General features: G+C 65.2%; 24 protein-coding genes. 10 read left to right on the top strand and 14 right to left on the bottom strand.

Annotated elements, in window-relative coordinates; translation table 11 throughout:
- Positions 1-27: 27 nt before the first annotated feature.
- The 5 genes from FOB72_RS08325 to FOB72_RS08305 all read right to left on the bottom strand — a co-directional run bounded on the left by FOB72_RS08325 (position 28) and on the right by FOB72_RS08305 (position 3,700).
- Complete coding sequence (locus FOB72_RS08325; protein WP_317889537.1) at positions 28-384, bottom strand: XRE family transcriptional regulator; 357 nt, start codon at positions 382-384, stop codon at positions 28-30.
- A gap of 183 nt (positions 385-567) precedes the next feature.
- On the bottom strand, positions 568-1,185 hold the full coding sequence (locus tag FOB72_RS08320; protein WP_150372092.1) for a class I SAM-dependent methyltransferase: 618 nt from the start codon (positions 1,183-1,185) through the stop codon (positions 568-570).
- A gap of 27 nt (positions 1,186-1,212) precedes the next feature.
- Positions 1,213-1,590, bottom strand: a complete 378-nt coding sequence (locus FOB72_RS08315) for a hypothetical protein (protein ID WP_150372091.1) — start codon at positions 1,588-1,590, stop codon at positions 1,213-1,215.
- 9 nt (positions 1,591-1,599) lie between these two features.
- On the bottom strand, positions 1,600-2,994 hold the full coding sequence (locus FOB72_RS08310; RefSeq protein ID WP_150372090.1) for a hypothetical protein: 1,395 nt from the start codon (positions 2,992-2,994) through the stop codon (positions 1,600-1,602).
- 160 nt (positions 2,995-3,154) lie between these two features.
- Positions 3,155-3,700 (bottom strand): hypothetical protein, encoded by a 546-nt coding sequence (locus FOB72_RS08305; protein ID WP_150372089.1) that lies wholly within the window; start codon positions 3,698-3,700, stop codon positions 3,155-3,157.
- A 255-nt stretch (positions 3,701-3,955) separates the two neighbouring features.
- On the opposite strand from FOB72_RS08305, the gene FOB72_RS32160 reads away from it, so the two are divergent.
- Positions 3,956-4,096, top strand: coding sequence for a hypothetical protein (locus FOB72_RS32160; RefSeq protein ID WP_167468371.1), 141 nt, complete (start codon positions 3,956-3,958; stop codon positions 4,094-4,096).
- Between the two features lie 19 nt (positions 4,097-4,115).
- Complete coding sequence (locus tag FOB72_RS08300; protein ID WP_150372088.1) at positions 4,116-4,361, top strand: hypothetical protein; 246 nt, start codon at positions 4,116-4,118, stop codon at positions 4,359-4,361.
- A gap of 24 nt (positions 4,362-4,385) precedes the next feature.
- Here the strand turns inward: FOB72_RS08300 and FOB72_RS08295 are convergent, their stop codons facing one another.
- From FOB72_RS08295 to cyoA, 5 genes are all read right to left on the bottom strand, one after another.
- Positions 4,386-6,026, bottom strand: a complete 1,641-nt coding sequence (locus FOB72_RS08295; RefSeq protein WP_150372087.1) for a methyl-accepting chemotaxis protein — start codon at positions 6,024-6,026, stop codon at positions 4,386-4,388.
- Positions 6,027-6,168: 142 nt separating this feature from the next.
- Positions 6,169-6,537 (bottom strand): cytochrome o ubiquinol oxidase subunit IV, encoded by a 369-nt coding sequence (gene cyoD, locus FOB72_RS08290; protein ID WP_150372086.1) that lies wholly within the window; start codon positions 6,535-6,537, stop codon positions 6,169-6,171.
- Complete coding sequence (cyoC, locus tag FOB72_RS08285; RefSeq protein ID WP_150372085.1) at positions 6,534-7,157, bottom strand: cytochrome o ubiquinol oxidase subunit III; 624 nt, start codon at positions 7,155-7,157, stop codon at positions 6,534-6,536. Before cyoC ends, cyoD begins: the two co-directional genes overlap by 4 nt.
- A 2-nt stretch (positions 7,158-7,159) precedes the next feature.
- A complete protein-coding gene (gene cyoB, locus FOB72_RS08280) occupies positions 7,160-9,136 on the bottom strand; it encodes a cytochrome o ubiquinol oxidase subunit I (protein ID WP_150372084.1) in 1,977 nt (658 codons plus the stop codon).
- A gap of 6 nt (positions 9,137-9,142) precedes the next feature.
- Positions 9,143-10,111 carry a ubiquinol oxidase subunit II gene (gene cyoA, locus FOB72_RS08275; RefSeq protein WP_150372083.1) on the bottom strand — a complete coding sequence of 323 codons (969 nt, stop codon included), beginning with the start codon at positions 10,109-10,111 and terminating at the stop codon, positions 9,143-9,145.
- Between the two features lie 121 nt (positions 10,112-10,232).
- On the opposite strand from cyoA, the gene FOB72_RS08270 reads away from it, so the two are divergent.
- A complete protein-coding gene (locus FOB72_RS08270) occupies positions 10,233-11,645 on the top strand; it encodes a PLP-dependent aminotransferase family protein (RefSeq protein WP_150372082.1) in 1,413 nt (470 codons plus the stop codon).
- 147 nt (positions 11,646-11,792) lie between these two features.
- Here FOB72_RS08270 and FOB72_RS08265 read toward each other — a convergent pair whose 3' ends face one another.
- Positions 11,793-12,128: a DUF4148 domain-containing protein gene (locus FOB72_RS08265; RefSeq protein WP_223851466.1), complete on the bottom strand. Its 336-nt coding sequence runs from the start codon at positions 12,126-12,128 to the stop codon at positions 11,793-11,795.
- 349 nt (positions 12,129-12,477) lie between these two features.
- Between FOB72_RS08265 and FOB72_RS08260 the strand changes: the two genes are divergently transcribed.
- The 4 genes from FOB72_RS08260 to FOB72_RS08245 are packed head-to-tail and all read left to right on the top strand — an operon-like array spanning position 12,478 to position 17,143.
- The gene (locus tag FOB72_RS08260) at positions 12,478-13,923 is read left to right on the top strand and encodes a cytochrome ubiquinol oxidase subunit I (protein WP_150372081.1); all 1,446 of its coding nucleotides are present in this window, start codon (positions 12,478-12,480) and stop codon (positions 13,921-13,923) included.
- A gap of 22 nt (positions 13,924-13,945) precedes the next feature.
- Positions 13,946-14,953 (top strand): cytochrome d ubiquinol oxidase subunit II, encoded by a 1,008-nt coding sequence (gene cydB, locus FOB72_RS08255; RefSeq protein ID WP_150372080.1) that lies wholly within the window; start codon positions 13,946-13,948, stop codon positions 14,951-14,953.
- Complete coding sequence (locus FOB72_RS08250) at positions 14,953-15,135, top strand: DUF2474 domain-containing protein (RefSeq protein WP_150372079.1); 183 nt, start codon at positions 14,953-14,955, stop codon at positions 15,133-15,135. Before cydB ends, FOB72_RS08250 begins: the two co-directional genes overlap by 1 nt.
- A gap of 7 nt (positions 15,136-15,142) precedes the next feature.
- Positions 15,143-17,143, top strand: a complete 2,001-nt coding sequence (locus FOB72_RS08245; RefSeq protein WP_317889536.1) for an FUSC family protein — start codon at positions 15,143-15,145, stop codon at positions 17,141-17,143.
- Between the two features lie 9 nt (positions 17,144-17,152).
- Here the strand turns inward: FOB72_RS08245 and FOB72_RS08240 are convergent, their stop codons facing one another.
- Positions 17,153-17,824 (bottom strand): GntR family transcriptional regulator, encoded by a 672-nt coding sequence (locus tag FOB72_RS08240; RefSeq protein WP_150372078.1) that lies wholly within the window; start codon positions 17,822-17,824, stop codon positions 17,153-17,155.
- Between the two features lie 103 nt (positions 17,825-17,927).
- Entirely contained in the window at positions 17,928-18,944 is a 1,017-nt protein-coding gene (locus tag FOB72_RS08235; protein ID WP_223851465.1) for a Bug family tripartite tricarboxylate transporter substrate binding protein, read from the bottom strand.
- Between the two features lie 227 nt (positions 18,945-19,171).
- On the opposite strand from FOB72_RS08235, the gene FOB72_RS08230 reads away from it, so the two are divergent.
- From FOB72_RS08230 to FOB72_RS08220, 3 genes are read left to right on the top strand one after another with little or no spacing between them, the layout of a single operon-like run.
- Positions 19,172-20,137: an NAD(P)-dependent oxidoreductase gene (locus tag FOB72_RS08230; protein ID WP_150372077.1), complete on the top strand. Its 966-nt coding sequence runs from the start codon at positions 19,172-19,174 to the stop codon at positions 20,135-20,137.
- A 14-nt stretch (positions 20,138-20,151) separates the two neighbouring features.
- Complete coding sequence (locus tag FOB72_RS08225) at positions 20,152-20,520, top strand: RidA family protein (RefSeq protein WP_150372076.1); 369 nt, start codon at positions 20,152-20,154, stop codon at positions 20,518-20,520.
- 23 nt (positions 20,521-20,543) lie between these two features.
- Positions 20,544-21,326: a class II aldolase/adducin family protein gene (locus FOB72_RS08220; RefSeq protein ID WP_150372075.1), complete on the top strand. Its 783-nt coding sequence runs from the start codon at positions 20,544-20,546 to the stop codon at positions 21,324-21,326.
- Positions 21,327-21,341: 15 nt separating this feature from the next.
- Here the strand turns inward: FOB72_RS08220 and FOB72_RS08215 are convergent, their stop codons facing one another.
- Positions 21,342-22,970, bottom strand: coding sequence for an MFS transporter (locus FOB72_RS08215; RefSeq protein WP_411859818.1), 1,629 nt, complete (start codon positions 22,968-22,970; stop codon positions 21,342-21,344).
- Positions 22,971-22,979 lie beyond the last annotated feature (9 nt).

The following is a 22,979-nucleotide window of genomic DNA, read 5'->3' as shown; positions in this document are numbered from 1 at the left end:
AGCCGAAGCACTATCAGGTTTGCAGCGTCAGCCATCCTCGCTGCGGCTCTCAACCTCGGCCTCAGCCTCAGCCTCCCCCGCGGCCCCCACCGCAACCGGCGCGTACGCCAGCCCCGCCTCGCGCGGTCCCGCCGGTTCGACCTCGGCGCCGATCTCCCGCATGCGCGCGAACACGCGTTCGATGTCCTCGGGCGCAAGCACCAGCTGCGCCACGCCGAAGAACAGCATCTGCGGCGCCATTTCACGGGGGTGTGAACCCCCCGTATATTTTCTCCATTGATGGTCGCCGGCGAGGCCGAACAGCGCGGCCATGCTCTTGCCCGTGCGGCTGAGATCCTGCTTGAGTTTGCGCAGGTCATGCGGTTGCGGTGGTCGATATCGCATGTACGGTTGCCTTGTCAGTGGCGTTGCAAGCTGATATCAACGGATGCTAACGCGCGGGCGCGCAGGATCAATCGCATATTCACGAATGTGTAAGCGTCCCACGATGGATAGCGGATACGAAAAACCCGCCTCGCGGCGGGCTTTGATTTGCGGGAGCGATGATGATCCGACCCCGGGGCAGCATCAGGTGGCCCGGCACTCCATGATCCAGTGCGTATAGGGAATCCACGCCTGATGACGGACGCGGCCCGTGACGTCCGAGAAAACCGAGGAGGCGAGCTTGACGTAGCCCTCGTCGGTCAACACGTTCTGGCCCCGGTCGTAGCTCACCAGCAGACGCGAGATGGGGTTCTGCCCCTTGGCGTAGCAGGGGTCGATGGTGACCAGCCGGCCTCCGGGCTTCAACGCCGTTTTCGCGAGCTGGAAGAGATGATTCGCGGCATCGCTGTCCAGGTGATGGAGCAAGCCGCATCCAAGCACGACATCGAATTTCGGTAACGTTTCGAGGTCGGAATAATCGAGCAGCTTGCAGACGAAGTTGCCCTGCGCGCCGTATCGCTTCCTGGCGGCCTCGATATAGGCTTCGCTGATATCGAATCCCCAGTAATTGACCTCGGGCAGGAATGCGCGGATCTCTGCCGTTCCACAGCCGATATCGAGGACGTTGTCGCCGGGACGCACGCGAATCGAATCGCGGGCGAAATCGTTTCGCGTGCTGTTGCCGCCCATGAACAGCTGGAAGGCGTCATAGACGGCGGGATGGGAAAGAACCCTGCGAACTCCGCTTGTAATCTGTGCCATTCGTTAGGCTCGCAAAAGTTGATGGTATTAGCCGCCCTTGGCGATCACGACAATGCCGCTCAGGACGATGAGTGTGCCGACGATGCGATAGGCGTTGAGCGAATCGCCGAAGATAAATACGCCGCCCATGAGCACAACGATATAGGTCAGGCTCACGAACGGATAGGCGTAACTGATCTGCAATTGCGTCAGCGTCAGCATCCAGCTCACACCGGCCAGGAATGTCGCAAGAATAGACGACAACACCCATGGGGTCAGCAGCAGATGCATGACATAGAGTGCCTTGCCGGTCGTGGTGGCCGGTAGCGGGCCCGCCTCACCGACTTGCCAGCGCATGACGAGCTGGCTGTAGGCGGTAAACGCCAGCATGAGAAAGATATAAATGTGGCCAGATAGTCGCGACATGCTCTTATCCTAAGACTTCCTTGGCCGCACGGCCGTAAATATGGTGGAGGACAATACTACCGCCAGCATGGGCTGCACCCACCAGTAGGAAACTTCCGCGAAGAAGTTGGTGGCGCCTTGCGGGATCGACAGCATCAGCCCAGGCGTGACGGAAATGACGATGAGGACGGCGATCATTTCCAGATCGCCGAGCGCCCTGAACGCGTCTCGCAGCGCCGGGCGGTGCTTGCCGCAGAACGACAGGCATATCCTGACCGCGACGAACAGGAGCGCCGGACCGAAGAAGGCGAAGAACGATGCTACCCAGCGGTCCTCGGGAAGGACGTCCCGAATGAAGGCAAACGGCTTGAGCATGTGCAGGAGGCCGGGGCCGGCCTCCGCGCTCTGCGTGGCTACCTGGGTGGCAACATAGCCGTAGACGAGCGCGCACGACATGGCCAGCCAGGCCAGTACGCGCTGCATCCACGTCATCGGCAGCCGCAGGACGGCGTAGGCGAGAAGACAGCCGACGACCGCGCCAACGCTGATCTTGAGCGAGCACAGCACGATCAGGTAGATCGCGATCGCGGGGAATGCATACCACTTCAATCGAAGCGGACGATTGCGGCCAAGCTGATCGAGCAGCCAGACGCCGGCGAGATAGGCCACGAGCACGGCCACGCCGAAAGATTCGCTATGGAACACGTTGTCCCACACGCCGAGCTCCCGGCGGTAGCCGGCGGAAATCAGTCCGATGAACGCAACGAGCAGTGCAATCCAGAACGGACCGAAACCTTCCTGATCGGCATCGTCGCGGGTATCCATGACACCGATTCGTGCAAGGTAGTTGCGGAACGCCATTGCGAAGACGAACATCGCGAGAAGAAACAGCGGCACGAACAGCAACGGGAAAATGACCGCGTAGAAGTCCAGTGCGCCGACGCCCAGAAATTGGGATAGCAGCCCGACCAGATGATGGCTGGCAAAGTGGTAGGGGAACGGCGCGACGCCGTCGATGCCCAGCGATGCAGACGCAAAACCAGTCAGCATGTTGACGATGGCGGCGTGGAACATCATGTCCACGTGGGCGGTACCCGATAGCACGCCTTCATGGATCCACGGCGTCTTGTACCCGTCCACGTAGGTCAGGAGGAACGCCCAATAGCCGACCAGCGCGCTGGCGACTAGCGCGACCAGCGTGTTCAGGCTTCTGGCCTTCCAGATCATGACGGCATTGCGGATGGCGACGGCACCGATGGCGATCCATGCAAGCGTGCTGTGCCCGGCGAAAATCCAGACGAGGCAGGGCAGCCCGCACATTGCAAGCAGCAGGGTGCTCCAGTCGGATCTCTGCATCCGGCCCCGCTCATACCACTCGAAGGCCAGCGCGACGGCGCAGAGGCTTGCGGCCGTCCCCGCCAGCACGGCGTCGATGATTTCGGGATTCCGCCCCGTCACGAACTCCGGCGCGCGGAGGGCGAGATACAGCGCGATCGCAAAACTGAACGTTGCGACCGAGCATCCGATATAACCGCTTTTTGCGAAGGTACTGGCGCTCGCTCCGGACTCCGACCATACCAGACTGCTACGTCGCACAATCCATCCTCTTCGACTGAAATGCGTGATCCGCTTTTTTGATCACGACAACATGCGAGAACCCGCGCGCGAGCGCGAGCTTGCAGGGAGCTTCCGATGCGTCGCCCCTCATCGGCTGCCGGGGCGCGAGGTACTGGTAGCCATACGATTCATACTTGCACTGGCCGCTCTCTGGAGAGAACGGGCTTAGCAGCGGCATGCCTGTGAGCGCGGGCACCACGAAGGGCTGGATCGCGCAGGCGGGCAGCACGGTGTCAGTCGGTTTGTTGATATAGACGCCGCGATAGAAATCGGGGTCGAGAATGACGACACCGTACGGCGTGCCGTTGTGCAGGTCTTTCTCGCGGCCCAGGTCCGTGAGGAATCGATACAGGCGCGAGCGTTCGGCGAGGCCGGCCTTGCCGTCCACGATGTCGTCATCGGCCGGCGGCGACTGGATCGAGGCGCCCACGAGCTTTGCCGCCGCTTCCTTGGCCGCGAATTTGTCCCGGTAGGAAAGGATATTCGCCCCGGCCAGGGCCAGGCCGAGCAGCACCAGCAGGCAGACGACAGTACTTCGCCAACTAATCACGTGTCTCTCGCGTTCCCGAAAGGGGTCGATATTATCGCAAAGTTGTCACTTTCCGATAAGAATCCCCCCTTGAGTCGGAAGTCGAGGCAATCCCGTAGCGGGCCGCTGGGCCGGCGCTTCGGGCACGCGATCCGGGCCAGCGGAAAATCTCCGGTCGGTTTGAATCCTCCACCGTACGTTGCTACGATAAAGATTCCATTCCAGCCATCGGAGGGTTTCATGTCTGACAAGGACAGCGGTATCGGTATCGCCGGCACGACGTGCATCGCATTCGCGGTGGCCGGGCTCGCGCTCGCGGCGTCGTTCATCCTCGCGTACTACGCGGTCAATCCGAAGCGCATTACGCAGAGCGGGGGCTGAGCGCCCGCCGTTGTCAGACATGGCCCGACAGCGCCTGCATGACATGCCGCTGGCCGCGCGCGAGGCGTTTGCGGACGCCTGCGCGCGGCACGGGTTTGTCTGGGAGGACTTCGAGGTCGCGGAGGAGGGGGGCGTCGTCAGCGTCGCGCCCGTGGCTGGCGGAGATTTGCGCGCTTATCCGACAGAGGCCGGCGGCGCGCCGTGGATCGTTGCATTCGAACGCGATCTCGAGTGCGACGTGTTCGGGCCGCCGCTGGCGGACTAGCGGCGCAGGCGGGCAGCCCCCCCATCAGGCAGGCAACGCGCGCAGGGATGCGCCAACGCGCGCGCGACCGGCATGGCGTGGTCCCGCGTCCGGGCCCGCCTCCCCACCGCCCTCGATCCGGAACACCGCCACCGCGGCCGAGAGCCGGTGCGCCTGCTCTTCCAGCGCGCCGGCCGCCGCCGCCGCTTCTTCCACGAGCGCCGCGTTCTGCTGCGTTACCTCGTCCATCTGCGTCACGGCCACGTTGACCTGATCGATCCCGCTGCTCTGTTCCGCGGCGGCAGCGGCGATCTCGTTCATGATGTCGCTCACGCGCGCGATGGCGCCGACGATCTCGTCCATGGTCGTGCCCGAGCGCGACACGAGGTCGGCGCCCGATTCCACGCGCGACGTGGACGCATCGATCAGCCCCTTGATTTCCTTGGCCGCCCCCGCGCTGCGCTGCGCGAGCGAGCGGACCTCGGACGCCACCACCGCGAAACCGCGTCCCTGTTCGCCGGCACGCGCCGCCTCCACCGCCGCGTTGAGCGCGAGGATATTGGTCTGGAACGCGATGCTCTCGATCACACCCACGATCTCGCCGATCTTGCGCGAGTCGCTGACGATATGGTTCATCGTGCCGACCACCTCCTTCGTCAGCGCGCCGCCCTGCGCCGCGAGGCCCGACGCCCCCTGCGCAAGCTCGCTGGCCTGACGCGCGTTCTCGGCGGTCTGCTTGACCGTGGAGGTCAGCTCTTCCATGCTCGCCGCGGTTTCCTCGAGCGATGCCGCCTGTTCCTCGGTGCGCTGAGACAGATCGGTATTGCCCGTCGAGATCTCGCGCACGCCGACGTTGATGGACTCGGCGCCATGGCGCACGGTACCGACCGTGTCGATCAGCGATGCCTGCATCGTCTGCAGTGCCGCGCTCAGGCGGCCCATCTCGTTCCGGCTGACCACCTCGACGCGGCCGGTCAGGTCGCCGGCCGCAATGCGCTGGAACTGGTCGATGGCCGCGTTCACGGGCACCACGATCGCGCGCATCATCAGCGCGCGGCCGATCCACGCCAGCAGCAGGGCGCCGACGAGGCCGATCGCGACCGCCCAGCTGACGAGTCTGAAGCGCGCCTGCGCCTCCTCGTAGCGTTGCGCGCCGCGATCGAGTTGCCGCTTTTCGAGGGTCAGCATGGCCTTCTCGAACGCGCTGTAGAGCGGGGGAAGCTTGTGGGCCTGCAATTGCAGGAAGGCCTGCCGGTCGCCGTTCTTGAGCGCGGCCAGGGCCGGGTTCACGCCTTCGGACAGGAACTTGTCGCGCTTGCCCTGCATGTCCTTGACCAGTTGCTGCTCCTCGGCGTCCGGGCTGGCCAGACCGGCATAGTGCTCGAGCCGCTCGTTGGCGTTCTTCAGGTACTGGTCGAACCGCTTGAGCACCGCGTTGGCGGCGTCCTGGTCGTTCAGTTCCGTCAGCGAGGCATAGGTGGCCAGTGCCAGGCGCAGCCGCAGCAGTTGCCCGGCGCTGCCTTCGAGATCCGCCACGGCGGGCGTATCCACGGTGTACATCTGTTTGAGGGATTCATTCCCGGCGCGCATGGACAGCAGGCCGGCGGCCGCGCCGACGACCAGCGCGAGCCCGAAGAACGCGATCATGAGGCTCAGCTGGCCGCGGATCGTGAGGTGCTTCCACATTGTCTTCCTCCTTTTGCGGTGGCGCCTCTGTGTTGAGGAGCCCCTAGGCGGTCAACGGATGGGGAAGACGATTCCTGAAGAGAGGGTTTGCACGGAGAGGAGGGAGCGGGGAGACCGCCCCGTTCCCGTCCGCTCAGCTCCGTCAGTCCTTCGCCTTGGCCCGCTCGATCGTCATGTGCGTCGGCATCATGTTGACCGTCGCGTTGTGCATGACCCAGAGCGAGCCCGCGACCACGATCACGATGGCGAACATCGTGCACAGGAAGATACCGGTGTTGAAGCGCTGCCCCGGGCGGCCCCCCAGATGCAGGAAGAACACCAGCTGCACGAGCAACTGTGCAACGCACAGCACGACGATGGCCGCGAGGCCCATGCCCTTGGGCACCACGTCGTACATCACCGCGCCGAACGACGCGAACGTGAGCAGCAGGCAGAGCAGGAAGCCGATGACATAACCGGTGAGACTGCCATGCGAATCGTGCCCGGCAGGGTGAAGCGTGTGAGTGCTCATACGAACTCCCGCAGATAGACGAAGGTGAACACGCAGATCCAGATCAGATCCAGAAAGTGCCAGAACAGGCTGAGGCAGGCCATGCGCCGGCGCGTCACGGCGTCCAGGCCGTAGGTCTTCAGCTGGTGCATCATCACGAGCAGCCACAGCAGGCCGGCGCTCACGTGCAGCCCGTGCGTGCCGACCAGCGCGAAGTAGGCCGACAGCGAAGCGCTCACGTTGGGGCCCGCGCCCCGGTGCACGAGTTCCGCGAACTCGTGGATCTCCATCGCGATAAAGCCCGCGCCGAAGAGGAACGTGATGGCGAGCCAGGCGATCGTGCGTTGCGTGCGGCCCGCGTACAGGTTCAGCATCGCCACGCCGAACGTGAAGCTGCTGAGCAGCAGCAGCATGGTTTCGCCGAGCACGAACGGCAGTTCGAACAGCTGCTGCCCGGTCGGGCCGCCGGCCGTGTTGTTGACGAGCACGCCGAACGTCGCGAACAGCGTCGCGAAGATCAGGCAGTCGCTCATCAGGTAGAGCCAGAAGCCGAGCGTCAGCGTGGTGCCGCTGTCGTGGCCATGGTCGTGATGATGGTCATCGGCGTGACCATGGGCGGTAACGGAGAGGACTTGGCTCATGATCAGGCGGCTTCCTTCAGTTGGGCAAAGCGGGCGTTCTCGATGCGGGCCACTTCTTCCGCGGGCACGTAGTAATCGACGTCGCGGTTATAGCTGCGCAGGATGAACGTGCCGATGACGCCGATCAGGCCGCCGATCGCCACGGCCCACATATGCCAGACCAGCGCGAAGCACAGCAGCAGGCCGAACATCGAGACGATGAAGCCGTCGCCGGTGTTCTTCGGCATATGAATCGGCTCGTAACGCGCGGGCTGCTTCCAGGCACGGCCCGCTTCCTTGTCGTCCCAGTGCTGCTCGAGCGAGGTGATGTTGGGCACCACGGCGAAGTTGTAGAACGGCGCGGGCGAGGCGGTCGCCCATTCGAGGCTGCGGCCATCCCACGGGTCGCCCGTGAGGTCGAGGTTCTGCTTGCGGTCGCGCACGCTGACGTACAGCTGGATCAGGAACGCGAGGATGCCGGCCGCGATGACGAAGGCACCGATCAGCGCGACCACGAGGTACGGATGCCAGTCGACGTTGGCGTAATGGTTCATTCGACGCGTCATGCCCTTGAAGCCGAGCACGTACAGCGGCATGAACGCGAGGTAGAAACCGACCATCCAGCACCAGAACGAGATCTTGCCCCAGCGCTCGTTGAGCGTGAAGCCGAACACCTTCGGGAACCAGAAGCTGATGGCCGCCAGGCAGCCGAACAGCACGCCGCCGATGATCACGTTGTGGAAGTGGGCGATCAGGAACAGGCTGTTATGCAGCACGAAGTCGGCGCCCGGCACGGCCAGCAGCACGCCGGTCATGCCGCCCACCGCGAACGTGACCATGAAGCCGATGGTCCAGAGCGTGGACGAGTGGTAGCGGATGCGGCCGCGGTACATCGTGAACAGCCAGTTGAACAGCTTGACCCCGGTCGGAATCGAGATGATCGACGTCATGATCCCGAAGAACGCGTTGACGTTGGCGCCCGAGCCCATCGTGAAGAAGTGGTGCAGCCAGACGAAGAACGACAGCACGCCGATCGATGACGTCGCGTAGACCATCGAGGAGTAGCCGAACAGCGGCTTGCGCGAGAACGTCGAGATGATTTCCGAGAACGCGCCAAAGCACGGGAGGATCAGGATGTAGACCTCGGGGTGGCCCCAGACCCAGATCAGGTTCACGTACATCATGGCATTGCCACCAAGCTCGTTGGTGAAGAAATGCATGTCGAGGTAGCGGTCCGCGGTCAGCAGCGCGAGCGTGGCCGTCAGCACCGGGAACACCGCGACGATCAGGATGTTGGTGATGAGCGCGGTCCACGTGAACACGGGCATCTTCATCAGGTTGAGACCCGGCGCGCGCATGCGCAGGATCGTCACGATGAAGTTGATGCCGGTCAGCGTGGTCCCCAGCCCCGATATCTGTAGCGACCAGATGTAGTAGTCCACCCCGACCGTTGGACTGTAGCCAAGCTCGGACAACGGCGGGTACGCGACCCAGCCCGTGGCCGCGAAGTCGCCGACGAACATCGACATCATCACGAGCACGGCGCCCATGGCGGAGAGCCAGAAGCTCAGCGAGTTCACGAACGGGAACGCCACGTCACGCGCGCCGATCTGCAGCGGCACGATGACGTTCATCAGGCCCAGGATCAGCGGCGTCGCCACGAAGAAGATCATGATCACGCCGTGGGCCGTGAAGATCTGGTCGTAGTGGTGCGGCGGCAGGTAGCCAAGGTTTTCACCATAGGCCATGGCCTGCTGCAGGCGCATCATGATCGCGTCGGCAAAGCCGCGCAGCAGCATGACCAGCGCGAGGATGATGTACATCACGCCGATCTTCTTGTGATCGACCGAGGTGATCCACTCGGTCCAGAGGTATTTCCACTTGCCGAAGTACGTGACCGCGCCGAGCAGCGTGGCGCCGCCGAGCAGCACCACGGCGAGCGTGACCATGATGATCGGCTCGTGGTACGGAATGGCTTCTAGATTGAGTTTGCCCAACATGGCTGGTTACTCCGTCACGCTGCCGGTCGCGGCCGCGCGGGGGACAGGATTGGTAATGGCATTGAAGGCCTGCAGCGAAGCCGTGCTGTCGGTGCGGCAGACAGGGTCGGCATCCTTCATGTACTTGTCGACGGTCCCGGCGAACAGCGCGGGCGCCACGGTCGAATACATCGTGACGGGGTCCCTGGTGCTGGGCTTTTCCAGCGCGCGGTAGACCGACTCGGTCAGCGGCGTGGACGAGCGCCTGGCTTCGGCGACCCATGCATCGAAGTCCGCGCGCGAGGTGGCGTAGGTCTTGAAGTGCATGTCGGAGAAGCCTTCGCCGCTATACGCGGCCGACTGGCCGAGGTAGACGCCCGGCGTATCGGCGATCAGATGCAGCTGGGTCTGCATGCCCGCCATCGCGTAGACCATGCTGCCGAGCTGCGGGATGAAGAACGAGTTCATCATCGACTCGGACGTGATCTTGAAATTGATCGGCGTATCGACGGGAATCGCAAGCTGGTTCAGCGAGGCGACGCCGTACTGCGGGTAGATGAACAGCCATTTCCAGTTCAGCGCGATGACCTCGACTTCCACGGGCTCCACCTGCGAGTCCAGCGGGCGGTACGGGTCGAGCTTGTGCGTGGAGGTCCAGATCAGGAAGCCCAGGAACGCCACGATCACGCACGGGATGGTCCAGACGACGATTTCGATCTTCGTCGAGTGCGCCCACTTCGGCGCGTACGTTGCCTTCGTGTTGGAGTCGCGGTATCGCCACGCGAAGATCAGCGTGAGCATGATCACGGGGACGACCACCAGCAGCATCAGGAATAGCGAGACGAGAATCAGGTCTTTCGCCTGATGCCCGATATCGCCTTTGGGGGAGAGCAACTCGATGGTGCAGCCGGAGAGCAGCAACACGGTGCCGGCAGCGAGCGCGAGGCCCGCGGCACGCCGCCAGCCGGAGCCAGACGGGGATGGACAAGTACGCATACGAGGGTTTTAATGTATGGAAATACGGGATGTCGCGGCGGAAGATAAGGTAAGACAACGCCCATACAAGCGACCAAATCGTCCGGAATCCACCAACAAGCAACAGATTTGCCCTGGCCCCATGCGAGAGAAAACTTCCATACAAGATGACGGCGCCACTGCCTGGCTGACTGGCTTCAGTGCGGGCGGCGGGGCGCGCTACCTGCAGATCGTGGGACGTATCGAGCAGGCGATTGCCGACGGCGCGCTCGTGCCCGGCGACCGTTTGCCACCCCAGCGGCGAATTGCCGCACTCCTCGGCGTGGACCTGACCACGGTCACGCGCGCGCTCACGGAGGCGCGCCGCCGGCATCTGATCGACGCGCGCGGCGCGCTCGGGACGTTCGTCGCCGCGCCGCGCGTGGAGCTCGCGCAGCGCGTGGACCTCAGCATGAATGTGCCGCCGCCGCCAGACGGCGTGGACTTCGACGACCTGATGCGCCGTGGCGTGTCGCAGGTGCTGCTGCGCGCCGATGCGAGCCTGCTGATGACGTATCAGCTCGGCGGCGGCAGCCATAGCGACCGCGCGGCCGGCGTGATGTGGCTCGCGCCGATGCTCGGCGCCGTGGAGCCGGATCGGCTGATGGTGTGCCCCGGCGCGCAGTCCGCGCTCGCGGCGCTGATTCTGGCGCAGACGCAGCCCGGCGAGGCGATTCTGACGGAGCCGCTGGCCTACCCGGGTGTCCGGCTCGCGGCCGAGCAACTGGGGCGCAGCGTCATCGCGGTGGACGTGGATGCCGATGGCATGCGGCCCGACGCGCTCGAGCAGGCCTGCCGCGATCGCGCGGAAGGGCCGCGCGCGCGGCTCGTCTACCTCAATCCGACCACGCAGAACCCGACCACCTGGACGATGCCCGAGTCGCGCCGGCATGAAATCGTCGCGGCCGCCGCGCGCAACGACCTGCTGATCGTCGAGGACGATCCGTACTGGCTGCTGACGCCGGACGCACCGCCGCCGCTCGCGCGCATCGCGCCCGATCGTGTCTGCTACGTTTCCACGATGTCGAAGTGCCTGAGCCCCGGGCTGCGCACCGCCTTCGTGGTGCTGCCCGAGAGCGTGGCCGAAGAAGCGGTCCTCGCCGCGCTGCGCGCGTTCGCGCTGATGTCCGCGCCATTGACGACGGCGGTGACCACGCAATGGATCCACGACGGCGCGGCCGAGACCTTGCTCGGCGGCATCCGGCGCGAAGCGGCCGCGCGGCAGACCATCGCGCGGCAGTTGCTATCGAGCGTGGGACAGGCACCGCCGAGCGGCATTCACCTCTGGTACACGCTGCCGAGCTACTGGACGTCGCAGGCGCTCGCCAACGCGGCGCGCGCGGAGGAACTGCGTGTCACGCCGTCGGAAGCATTTGAAGTGGGATCGCAGCGCGCGAATGCGATTCGCATCTCGCTGGGCGGCGCGGCGGATCGGCTGCTGCTGGCGAGCGGATTACGCCGCCTGGCCGACCTGCTGGCGCGCAGGCCGGACGGCATTCGCGAAATCGTCGTATAGACCAGAAAAGCGCGCAGCAAAAACAGAATAAAAAAAAGTCGCGGCAGGCCGTGCGGGCTGGTGAGGGGTACCCGCAAGAGGGGAGCGCAAGACGAGGAGGAGGAGGGTCTTGCTTCATGACGGCCTCCACGCCGCGACCTCGGAAAATCAGCCCATGGTGCAGGCCGGCGTGTGCGCGGCGACGATGCGTTCCGCGCGCTCCAGGTTCTGCGGGTAGTCGTTGTCGTTACCGGCAGGGTTGAACCCCGCGGCTTCGAGGTTCGCGAGCTCGCGCTCGAGGCTCGCATGCGTGACGGGCGCGTTGCACGGCTGCGGCTTGCTGGCCTTCAGCGCGGCAAGCGTCTGCCGCTGCGCGGCGGTCTCCGCATGCGCGCTCTGCACGTGCAGGGCCACGAAGGCGCTCGCGGCGAGGATCATGGCCTGCAATGCCGTGGTCAGGTTCAGGCGGTTGAGGCTTTCCGTACGTGCGGTGCGTGCTGGCATGATGCGTTCTCCGTGGACGTTGGGACGTTGGGACGTTGAGACGTTGAGTGCTTGGCGTCGAGCCATGGAACCATGGTAGTGGCACCGTGCCGATATCGACGGATACAGTGCGCGACACGGCTGTGCAACACAGTTCGCACGACAGTTCCCGCGACGGGTTTTCACGACAGTTCGCACGCGCCGTACGCGCGTTTTCGCGCATTCCCGCGCATGATTTCCTGTCCGCACGACGCTGGCGCTGAGCTTCGCCGCAACCGTCGCAACTGTATCCGTCGCTTTTACCGAGGCTCTCTTAATCTTCGCAACACGGCACGAACGGATGCCGCTGTCCACCGAAGAGAGCCCAGCGATGCACGGAATAACCGCACTAGAACTTGCGCGTATCCAGTTTGGATTCACAGTTTCCTTCCACATCATCTTTCCCGCGATCACGATTGGCCTCGCCAGTTATCTCGCGGTTCTCGAAGGATGCTGGCTGCGCACCAAAGACCCTGTCTACAAGACCCTGTTCCATTTCTGGGTCAAGATTTTCGCCATCAACTTTGGTATGGGAGTGGTGTCGGGCCTCGTCATGGCCTACCAGTTCGGCACCAACTGGAGCTTCTTTTCGGAGTTCGCCGGTGGCGTGACCGGACCGCTGCTCACGTATGAAGTGCTGACCGCGTTCTTCCTCGAAGCGGGCTTTCTCGGCGTGATGCTGTTCGGCTGGAATCGCGTCGGCCCGGGCCTGCATTTCCTGGCGACGATCATGGTCGCCGTCGGCACGCTGATCTCCACGACGTGGATCCTGGCGTCCAACAGCTGGATGCAGACGCCGCAGGGCTACGAGATCCTGAACGGCCGCGTGGTGCCCACCGACTGGCTCGCGGTCATCTTCAACCCGTCGTTCCCGTACCGCCTTGCCCATATGAGCATCGCCGCCTATCTGTCCACGGCGCTGTTCGTCGCGGCGGCGGGCGCCTGGCTGCTGCTGCATGGCAAGGCCGAGGCCGCGTCGCGCAAGATGCTGTCGATGGCGATGTGGATGGTGCTGATCATCGCGCCGGTGCAGGCGTTCGTCGGCGACGCGCACGGCCTGAACACGCTCAAGTACCAGCCGGCCAAGATCGCCGCGATGGAAGGCCACTGGGATACCGCGCCCAAGGGCGATACGAGCGGCTTTCCGCTGATCGTGTTCGGCATTCCTGACATGGACAAGGAAGTCACGAAATACGCGATCGAGATTCCGCGCCTCGGCAGCCTGATCCTGACGCACAGCCTCGACGGCCAGATCCGCGGGCTCAAGGACTTCCCCAAGGCCGACCGGCCGAACTCGACCGTCATCTTCTTTACGTTCCGCGCGATGGTCGCCCTCGGCGTGCTGATGATCCTGTTCGGCCTGCTGGGACTCGTCCTGCGCCGCAACGGCGCGCTGTTCCACAACCGCCTGTTCCAGCGTTTCGCGGTGGCGATGGGCCCGACCGGGCTGATCGCGCTGCTGGCCGGCTGGCTGACCACCGAGATCGGCCGCCAGCCGTGGGTGGTCTATGGCCTGCTACGCACCAGCGAAGCGGTGTCGCGCCATGACGTGGGTCCGATCGCGGGCTCCCTGGCGGCGTTCGTGGTCGTCTACTTCCTGCTGTTCGGCGCCGGTATCCGCTACATGCTCAAGCTCGTGAACAAGGGGCCCGATGGCGGCGCGCACGGCGACGTGGGCCCCAGCCATATCCCGGTGCCGCCGCAGGCGGTGCCGATGGGTGGCAGCGCATCCGGAACCGTCCCCGGTACCGCCGCTGCGCAGTTCAGCAACCATTAATCGGCTAACGAGGCAAACTGTCATGGGAATCGATCTCCCCCTCATCTGGGTCGCGCTGATCTACTTCGGCGTGATGATGTACGTGGTCATGGATGGCTTCGATCTGGGCATCGGCATCATGTTTCCATTCGTGAGCGACCGTGTGGACCGCGACGTGATGATGAACACCGTCGCGCCGGTCTGGGACGGCAACGAGACGTGGCTCGTGCTGGGCGGCGCGGCGCTGTTCGGCGCGTTTCCGCTCGCGTACGGCGTGGTGCTGAGCGCGCTGTACGTGCCGCTGATGCTCATGCTGCTGGCGCTGATCTTCCGCGGCGTCGCATTCGAATTCCGCTTCAAGGCGAGCGACCGCACGCGCCATCTGTGGGACAAGGCGTTTATCGGCGGCTCCGCGCTGGCGGGCTTCTTCCAGGGCGTGGCGCTGGGCGCGTATATCAACGGCATCGCGGTGAACGGGCATGACTATGTGGGCGGGGCGTTCGACTGGTTCGCGCCGTTTCCGCTGTTCACGGGCCTCGGCGTCGTCGTGGCCTATGCGTTCCTCGGCTGCACGTGGCTGATCATGAAGACCGAAGGCCGCCTGCAGGGCCGCATGATCGCGGCGGCCACGCCGCTGACCGCGATGATGCTGATCTTCATTGCCATCACCAGCGTATGGACGCCGCTCACGCATCCGGAGATCGCGCATCGCTGGTTCTCGCTGCCGAACGTGTTCTGGTTCGCGCCGGTACCCGTGCTCGTGCTCGCCGCCGCGTTCGGCATCATCCGCGTGCTGGGCAGCCGGCCGAATGCGTCGCCGTTCCTGCTCGCGCTGCTGATGGTGTTCCTCGGCTACACGGGGCTGGCCATCAGCGTGTGGCCCAACATCATTCCGCCGGACGTCTCGATCTGGCAGGCTTCGTCGCCGCCGCAGAGCCAGGGCTTCGCGCTCGTGGGCGCGCTGTTCATCGTGCCGATCATCCTCACGTATTCGTCGTGGTCGTACTACGTGTTCCGCGGCAAGGTCAAGGCAGGGGAGGGGTATCACTAATGAACGATCGACATCTCGACAACGCGCCCCGGCAGGCCGCCGGGACGACCGGGGCCACGGAGGCCGGTCTCGGTCTCCGGCTCGGATGGATGGCATTGCTGTGGCTCGGCGGCGTGGGCACGGTGTTCGTGTTCGCGATGCTGATGCGCCTGCTCATGCGGCTCGGCGGCCTCGTCGCCTGATCGCACCATGTTCGCTCGCATGATCGGCTTCCCCAGCGCACGCGACTGGGTGTTTTCAGCCAAGGTGTTCGCGGCCGCGATGCTCGCGCTGTATATCGCGCTGGCCTTCGCGTTGCCGCGCCCCTACTGGGCGATGGCGACCGTGTATCTCGTGTCCCATCCGCTGACGGGCGCCACGCGCTCGAAGGGGGCGTACCGCGTGGTCGGCACGCTGCTCGGCGCCATCGCGGCCGTGGCCCTGGTGCCGCCGCTCGTCGATTCGCCGCCGCTGCTGATGGGCGCCATCGCATTCTGGGTCGGCACGCTGCTGTACCTCTCGCTGATGGAACGCTCGCCACGCAGCTACGTGTTCCTGCTGGCGGCCTACACGCTGCCGATCGTCGCGCTGCCGGCGGTCAACGATCCGCTGCAGATCTTCGACCTCGCGGTCGCGCGCGTGGAGGAGATCTGCATCGGCATCGTCTGCGCCAGCGTCATCGGGTCGCTCGTATTCCCCGCGCGCGTGGCGTCCGCGCTCCATGCGCAGACCACGGTATGGCTGGCCGATGCCGCGCGCTGGGCGTCGGCGATGCTGACGGGCGCGCCGGGGGACATGCAGCAGCACGACAGCCGCTACAAGCTCGCCGCCGACATCCGCCAGCTGGACACGCTGATCACGCATCTGCAGTTCGATGCCGACACGGCGATGGCGGTCCGCTGCGCGCGCTGCCTGCATGCGCGCATGACGATGCTGCTGCCCGAGCTGTCCGGCCTGGCCAGCGTGCTGAGCGCCTTGCACGCGCATCCGGCGGGCGTGCCCGAGGCACTGGGACAGCGCATGGCGGGCGTGGCCGCCTGGATGCGTGGCGAGGCCCGCACGGTCGTCCTGCCCGACCCGGCGACGGTGGCGGCGAGCGCGCCGGAGCCGGGCTGGCACTCGGACCTCGTGGCCACGGCCGAGCATCACCTTGCCACGCTGTCCGATCTCTGGCACGACTGCCTCGTGCTCCAGCAGCGCATCAGCGACCGGTCGACCGAGCAGGTCATGCCGGAGCTGCGCTATGCGGACCAGCCCGGGGAGCGCGCCTATCACCACGATCACGCGATGCTGCTCGTCTACGCGCTCACGGCGGGCTGCGCGACATTCGTGGCGGGACTCGCATGGATCCTGTCGGGATGGATCGAAGGGGGCGCACCGGTTGCGCTGGCCGCGCTGACCACCTGCATCTACGCGACCATCGACGAGCCGCGCCGCACGGCCTGGCGCTTCGTGCGCTGGGCCATGGTGTGCCTGGTCGTGTCGTGGTTCTACATCTTCGTGGTGCTGCCGTTCGCGCATGACTTCGCGGGACTGGCGGGTTTGCTCGCGGTGCCGTACCTGATCATCGGCGCGCTGATCGCGCGGCCCGGTTTCAATCTGTTCGCGGTGCTGCTATCGGTCAATGCCGCGTCGTTCGCGAATGTGCAGATGCTGTACGACGCGAACTTCGGCAACCTGTTCAACGGCACGATCGCAACCTTCGCGGCGATGATCTTCGCGCCGCTCTGGGTCGTGATGGTGCGGCCGTTCGGCGCGCACGCGGTGCTGCGGCGGCTCGTGCATGCAAGCTGGAAGGACATCGCGCTCGGTGCCGATCGCCGTGAACTGGAGGAGCATCCCCAGTTGCGCGGCCGCATGCTGGACCAGCTGCAGCGGCTCGTGCCGCTGCTCGCGGCCAGCAGCGACAAGACGTCGAACAAGGGCTTTACGGAACTGCAGGTGGGGTTCGGCACGCTGGCGCTCCAGCGCGATTTCGACATGTTGCCGCCCGTCGCGCGGAGCCGGCTTGCGCGCGTGCTGCGCTCGCTCGAGTATCACTACCTGAGAAGGGTGCGGGAGGGTGCCGCGCTGGCGCCGCCGCCGCGGCTGGCCGCGCGGATCGACAATGCGCTGGCCGCGATCGCGCACGGCGCGGGCAGCGCGTCGCGCGAAACGGTGTCCGCGCTGACGAACATCAGGCTGTCGCTGTTCCCCGAGAAACAGGGGTAAAGGCGCGCATCAGCCCATGTAGATCTGCGCGAGGCCTTCCTTGAGCGCGGTGGCGATCTGGTCGTGGCGGCGGTCGATATGGCGCGCCAGGATCGGGATGCACCGATCGGCATCGCGCGCCTTCAGGCCCAGCAGGATCTCGCGGTGGTCGTTCTGGCTGACGCGGCGGTCGCAGCGCTCCATATCGATCCAGCGCACGAAGCGGATGCGCGCGTTGATATTGCGCAGCACGCGCAGCATCTCGAGGTTGCCCGACATCGCCATCAGGCTTTCGTGAAAGGTCTCGTCGAGCCGGACGAGTTCCTCGACCGAACGGTTGCCGGGTTCGGGACCCGTGTTCTCGAGGAACGTCAGCAACGCCTCGATATCCTCGTCCTTTGCGCGTTCCAGCGAGAGGCGCAGCGCCTCCACTTCCACGATCTTGCGCATCTCGTAGAGCGAGAACACTTCCTGCGCATCGAGGTCCCGGCAGAAAAAGCCCTTGCCCGGCGAAAAGCGCAGCAGGCCTTCGGTGGTCAGGCGCGTCAGCGCCTCGCGCAGCGGCGTGCGGCTGACGCCGAGCGCGCTCGCCAGCACGCCTTCATTGAGGCGTTCGCCGGGCTTGAAGTCGTAACCGACGCTCATGGCCTTGAGCTTGTCGTAGACCTGCTCGACGATGCTGTCACTTGCTGCTGTTGCCACGGTGTCGGTCCTGTCTATTCTGGCTGTCTGAACGAAGCGAAGGCAGGAATATACCTGAATTCGATGCTGTGCACGGGTGTGTATACACCCGTGCGGTCATGCATCAGTCCACGTGCGCGCCAGAATCCTTGACGATCTTCGCCCAGGTCTTCATATCGGCCTGCTGCACGCGTTTAAATGCGTCCGGGCCGCCGTCCTTGATCGGCTGGATGGCCTGGCTGACGAGCCATCCCTTGAACTCGTCGGTGTTGATGGCCTTGAGCACGGCCTTCGACATGCGGTTCTGGATATCGGCGGGCAGGGCGGCCGGACCGAACAGGCCGTACCACGTCGTGCTTTCGAAGCCCGGCAGGTTGCAAGCCTCGGCGACGGTCGGCACATCGGGCAGCACGCTGACGCGCTGCGGGGACGTGACGGCGAGCGCGCGGACCTTGCCGGACTGGATCGGGCCCAGGCTCGGCGAGCTCTGGTTGAAGAAGAAATCGACCTCGCCCGACAGCAGCGCCGTCATGGCCGGACCCTGGCCCTTGTACGGGATATGCACATAGCTGGTCTTCGAGGCCGTGGCGAACTGCGTGCCGGCCAGATGGCCCGACGCGCCATTGCCCGTGGACGCGTAGTTGAGCGTGCCCGGCGCCTTGCGCGCGGCCGCGAGCAGATCCGCGCAGGTCTTGATCTCGGGGTGCTTCTCCGGGTTGATCAGCAGGATATTCGGCAGCGTTCCCAATAATGCGATCCGCGAGAAATCATTCACCACGTCGAATTGCAGTTTCGAATATAGCGCGGGATTAATCGCGTGCGTACCGGCCGTGCCCAGCAGGAACGTATAACCATCCGGCTTGGCCTGCGCTACCAGCGCGGAAGCGATATTGCCGCCCGCGCCGGGGCGATTATCGGAGATAAACGAGACGCCGAACTCCTTGTTCAGTTCCACGCCCAGCTTGCGCGCATAGATGTCGGTGGCGGCACCGCCCGGAAAGCCGCTGACGATCGAAATCGTGCTGTTCGGCCACGCTTTCGTGTCCTGGGCGGCGGCGGTGCCGCTGAACGCCATCAGCGTGGAAGCCAGCAGGGTGGCGGAAAGCAGGGCTTTGTATGGCACAACCGGGCGCATCGTCATGGGGGACGCTCCTTAAGCAGGGTTACAGGGCGACGGGCACTTGCCGGCTGGGCCAGCGCTGCACTCCGTCCTGTATACAGACTTTAATTATTGATCTGTATTCTGTAAAGCGTTATGCTGCGATCACTGCAGTGCCGCTGCATCTTCCCTGTTTTGGTTCGGTCGGCACTGTAATGGCGCAAGCCTGCTAACCACCGCTCCATCCCTTTAATCGCAGAGCCACCACGATGATTTCGACCACCTCTTCCGCAAACCAAACGTCCGATACTGGTGCATGGCGCGCCGTCTTCGTCGATGCCAATCCCACACTGTCGGAAGTGTCTTTGCGCCTGCGCCGCGCCGACGACCTGCCGCTCGAGATCAACCAGCAGCCCGATATCAAGTCGGAACAGCTGCCGGCCGCGCTCGCCGGCGCGCCGATCGCGATCATCGACCACACGCATCTGCCGACCGACATCGCGCGGCAGTGCAAGGGGCTCAAACACGTGGTGTTCCTGGGCACGGGCGCGCGCAGCTATATGAATCCCGAGGAACTGGCCGAACTCGGCATCACCGTGCATACGATCAAGGGGTATGGCGACACGGCCGTGGCCGAGTGCGCGTTCGCGCTGATGTGGGCGTCGGCGCGCAACTTCGCGCGGATGGATCGCGAGATGCGCGCGGGCAACTGGCTGCGTTCGGACGCCGTGCAGCTCACGGGCAAGACCATCGGCCTGATCGGTTTCGGCGGCATCGCGGCGGAGCTCGCGCGACTGGCGCGCGGCATGGGGATGCGCGTGCTGGCCTGGAACCGTACGCCGAAGACGCACGAAGGCGTGGAGTTCGTGGACCTCGACACGCTGCTCGCGCAGAGCGATGTGGTGTCGCTGCACCTGCTGCTGACCGACGAGACGCGCGGCATGATCACCGCCGAGCGCATGGCGCGCATGCGCGATGGCGCCATCCTGATCAACACCGCGCGCGGCGCGCTCGTGGATGAAGACGCGATGATCGCCGCGCTGCGCAGCGGCAAGATCTCGCACGCGGGGCTCGACGTGTTCACCGTGGAGCCGATGCCGGCGGGGCACGTGCTGACGACGCTGCCCAACGTCACGCTGTCCGCGCACTCGGCGTTCCGCACGCCCGAGGCCAACAACAACCTGATCGGCGCGGCACTCGACCACTGCCGCCGTATCGTCACGACCAACGCCTGAACCGGACTTTCGACATGACCGCCAGCACTTCCAACCCTCCGATCGTCCGTCTGGACCAGAATCACCGCCGCAGCCGCGCGGTCGTCGCCAACGGCATGGTGTTCCTTGCCGGGCAGGTGGCCGACGACAAGGCTGGCGACATTGCCGCGCAGGCGCGCGAGGCGCTGGCCAAGGTCGATGCGCTGCTGGCCGAAGCCGGCACCGACAAGCGCCGCGCGCTGACCGCGCAGATCTGGCTCGCCGATATGGCAGACTTCGATGCATTCAACGCGGTATGGGATGCGTGGGTGGCGCCGGGCGAGACGCCGACGCGCTGCTGCGGCAAGGTGGAACTGGCCGATCCCGCGTACCGCGTGGAGATCGTCATGTCCGCGCTGGTCTGAATTCACATCTCGAAAGGAAACCCATGATTTCCACGACCGATCCGCATCGCAACCGCAAGCCGCTCAATATCAGCGAGGAAGAGTGGGCGGTGCGCGTGCAACTGGCCGCCGCATACCGGCTGGCCGCCAAGTTCAACCTGACCGACCTCATCTACACGCATATTTCCGTGCGCGTGCCGGGCACGAACGACCAGTTCCTGATCAATCCGCACGGCTGGTTCTTCGACGAGATTACCGCGTCGTGCCTCGTGAAGATCGACACCGAAGGGCGCCCCATCGGCGATAACCGCTTCGAGGTCAACGCGGCCGGCTTCACGATCCACAGCGCGCTGCATCAGAGCCGCCATGACGTGGAGTGCGTGGTCCACCTGCACACCGACGCGGGCATGGCCGTGGCCGCGCTCGAATGCGGGCTGCTGCCGCTGAACCAGATCAGCATGCAGTTCTACAACCGCGTGAACTATCACGATTACGAAGGCATTTCGCTCGACCTCGACGAGCGCTCGCGCATCGTCGCGTCGATGAAAGACGCCAACTACCTGATCCTGCGCAACCACGGCCTGCTGACCACGGGCCGCTCGGTGGCGGAGGCGTTCACGCGCATGTTCTACCTGAACCGCGCGTGCGAGATCCAGGTGAAGACGCTGTCGATGGGCCAGAAGGTCACGATCCCGTCGCCGGAAGTGTGCGAGCACGCGGCCAAACAGCACGACGACTACGCGTACCTCGACACGGTCCACCTGGACCGAGAGTGGACCGCGCTACTGCGCCTGCTGGACCGCGACGGCGGGGACTATCGCTGCTGATGCGGTTGCCGCGCCTTAGCGCGCGGCACGGTACAGCGACCATACGGTGGCGCTCAGCACCAGCGCCACCACGCCGGCCACCATCAACGCCGCGCCAAAGCCACTCGCAAACGCCTGACTCGCCAGTGTCCCCACGGAGGCCCGCGCCGTCCCGTCGAGCGGCGCGATGGCCTGCGCGATGTCGCCCGCGAGCACGCGTGCCAGGAAGTCCGCGCCCAGCGCATCGCGCCACGCGAACCCGGCGGGCAATGCATCCTCGAACGCCAGCTGCGTCCGCGACGCCAGCACCGCGCCGAGCACGCCCACCGCCGTCACGATCGCCGAGAAACGCGTCGTGGTGCTGATGCCGGAGGCCATCCCCGTCCGGTGCACGGGCACGCAGGCCATGATCGCCTTCTGCGTATCGCCGTTCATCACCCCGGCACCGAGGCCGGTCACGACCATGCCTGCGGCCACGAGGCCGTAGTGCGCATGCGTGGCAACCGCCGCGACGAGCACGTTGCCCGTGCCGATCAGCAGCAGGCCCGCCACCAGCACGCTGCGGCTGCCATCGAAGCGCGCCGACAGCCGCGCGCCGAGATAGGGCCCGACGATCATCGCCAGCGCGAACGGCAGCATGCCCACCCCCGCCTGCACGGCCGACATCTCGAACGCGTTCTGCAGATACAGCGGCAGGAACGTCATCATCACCTGCGCGCAGGCCGCATAGCCGAACATCCCCAGCACCGCGCCGACAAAGCGCGGTTGCCGGAATAGCGAGAGGTCGATCATCGCATGCGCCGTGGCACGCTCGTGCACGACGAAGAGGGCCAGCAGCAGCGCCGCGCCGCCGAAACGCGACCACGTGGCCAGCGACGTCCACCCATGCGCGGGCATATCGATCAGTGCCCAGATGCCCAGCATCAGCGCCACGCCGAACAGCGCACTGCCCAGTGCATCGATGCGGGAGGCCGCCGGATTGCGCGATTCGGTCACCGCATATCGCACGCAGCCCACGAGCACCAGGCAGATGGGCACATTGATCAGGAAGATCCAGCGCCAGCCGGCCCACTGCGTGATCACGCCGCCGACCAGCGGTGCGATCGTCGTGGTGATTCCCATGCACGTCCCCCACACGGCCCAGGCGCGCGTACGCTCGGCGCCTTCGTGGAAGGTATTGGCGATGATGGCCAGCGCGGCCGTGAGCAGCATCGCCGCGCCGACGCCCTTGACCGCGCGCGCGACATTGAGAAAGGTCGCCGTCGACGCCAGCCCGCATCCGACCGACGCAAGGATGAAGACCGCCAGCCCCAGCACCATCATGCGCTTGCGCCCGAGCCGGTCCGCCAGGCCGCCGGCGGGCAGCAGGCACGACGCAAACGCGACCATATAGGCGCTGACCACCCATTCCACATCGGCGAAGCTCGCCTGGAACGTGCGTGCGATCGCGGGCAGGGAGACCGCCACCACATTCGTGTCGAGCACGATCAGCGAGCAGGTGGCCGACGCGGTGGCGAGGACAAAGGCCTTGCTGCCGCGGCCGGGCGCATCGGGTGGCGCGTCGGGGCGCGAGAACGGTTGCGAAGAGGCGGGGGCGGACATCGGTGTGCGGGGGCAGGGTTCCAGCGAGGATTGCATGGTAGCGACCCCCGTATTGCCTGTCATTGCTATACA

It is taken from the genome of Cupriavidus pauculus, from assembly GCF_008693385.1.
GTDB classification, from domain to species: domain Bacteria; phylum Pseudomonadota; class Gammaproteobacteria; order Burkholderiales; family Burkholderiaceae; genus Cupriavidus; species Cupriavidus pauculus_D.
This window is presented reverse-complemented; position numbering and strand designations above follow the sequence as displayed.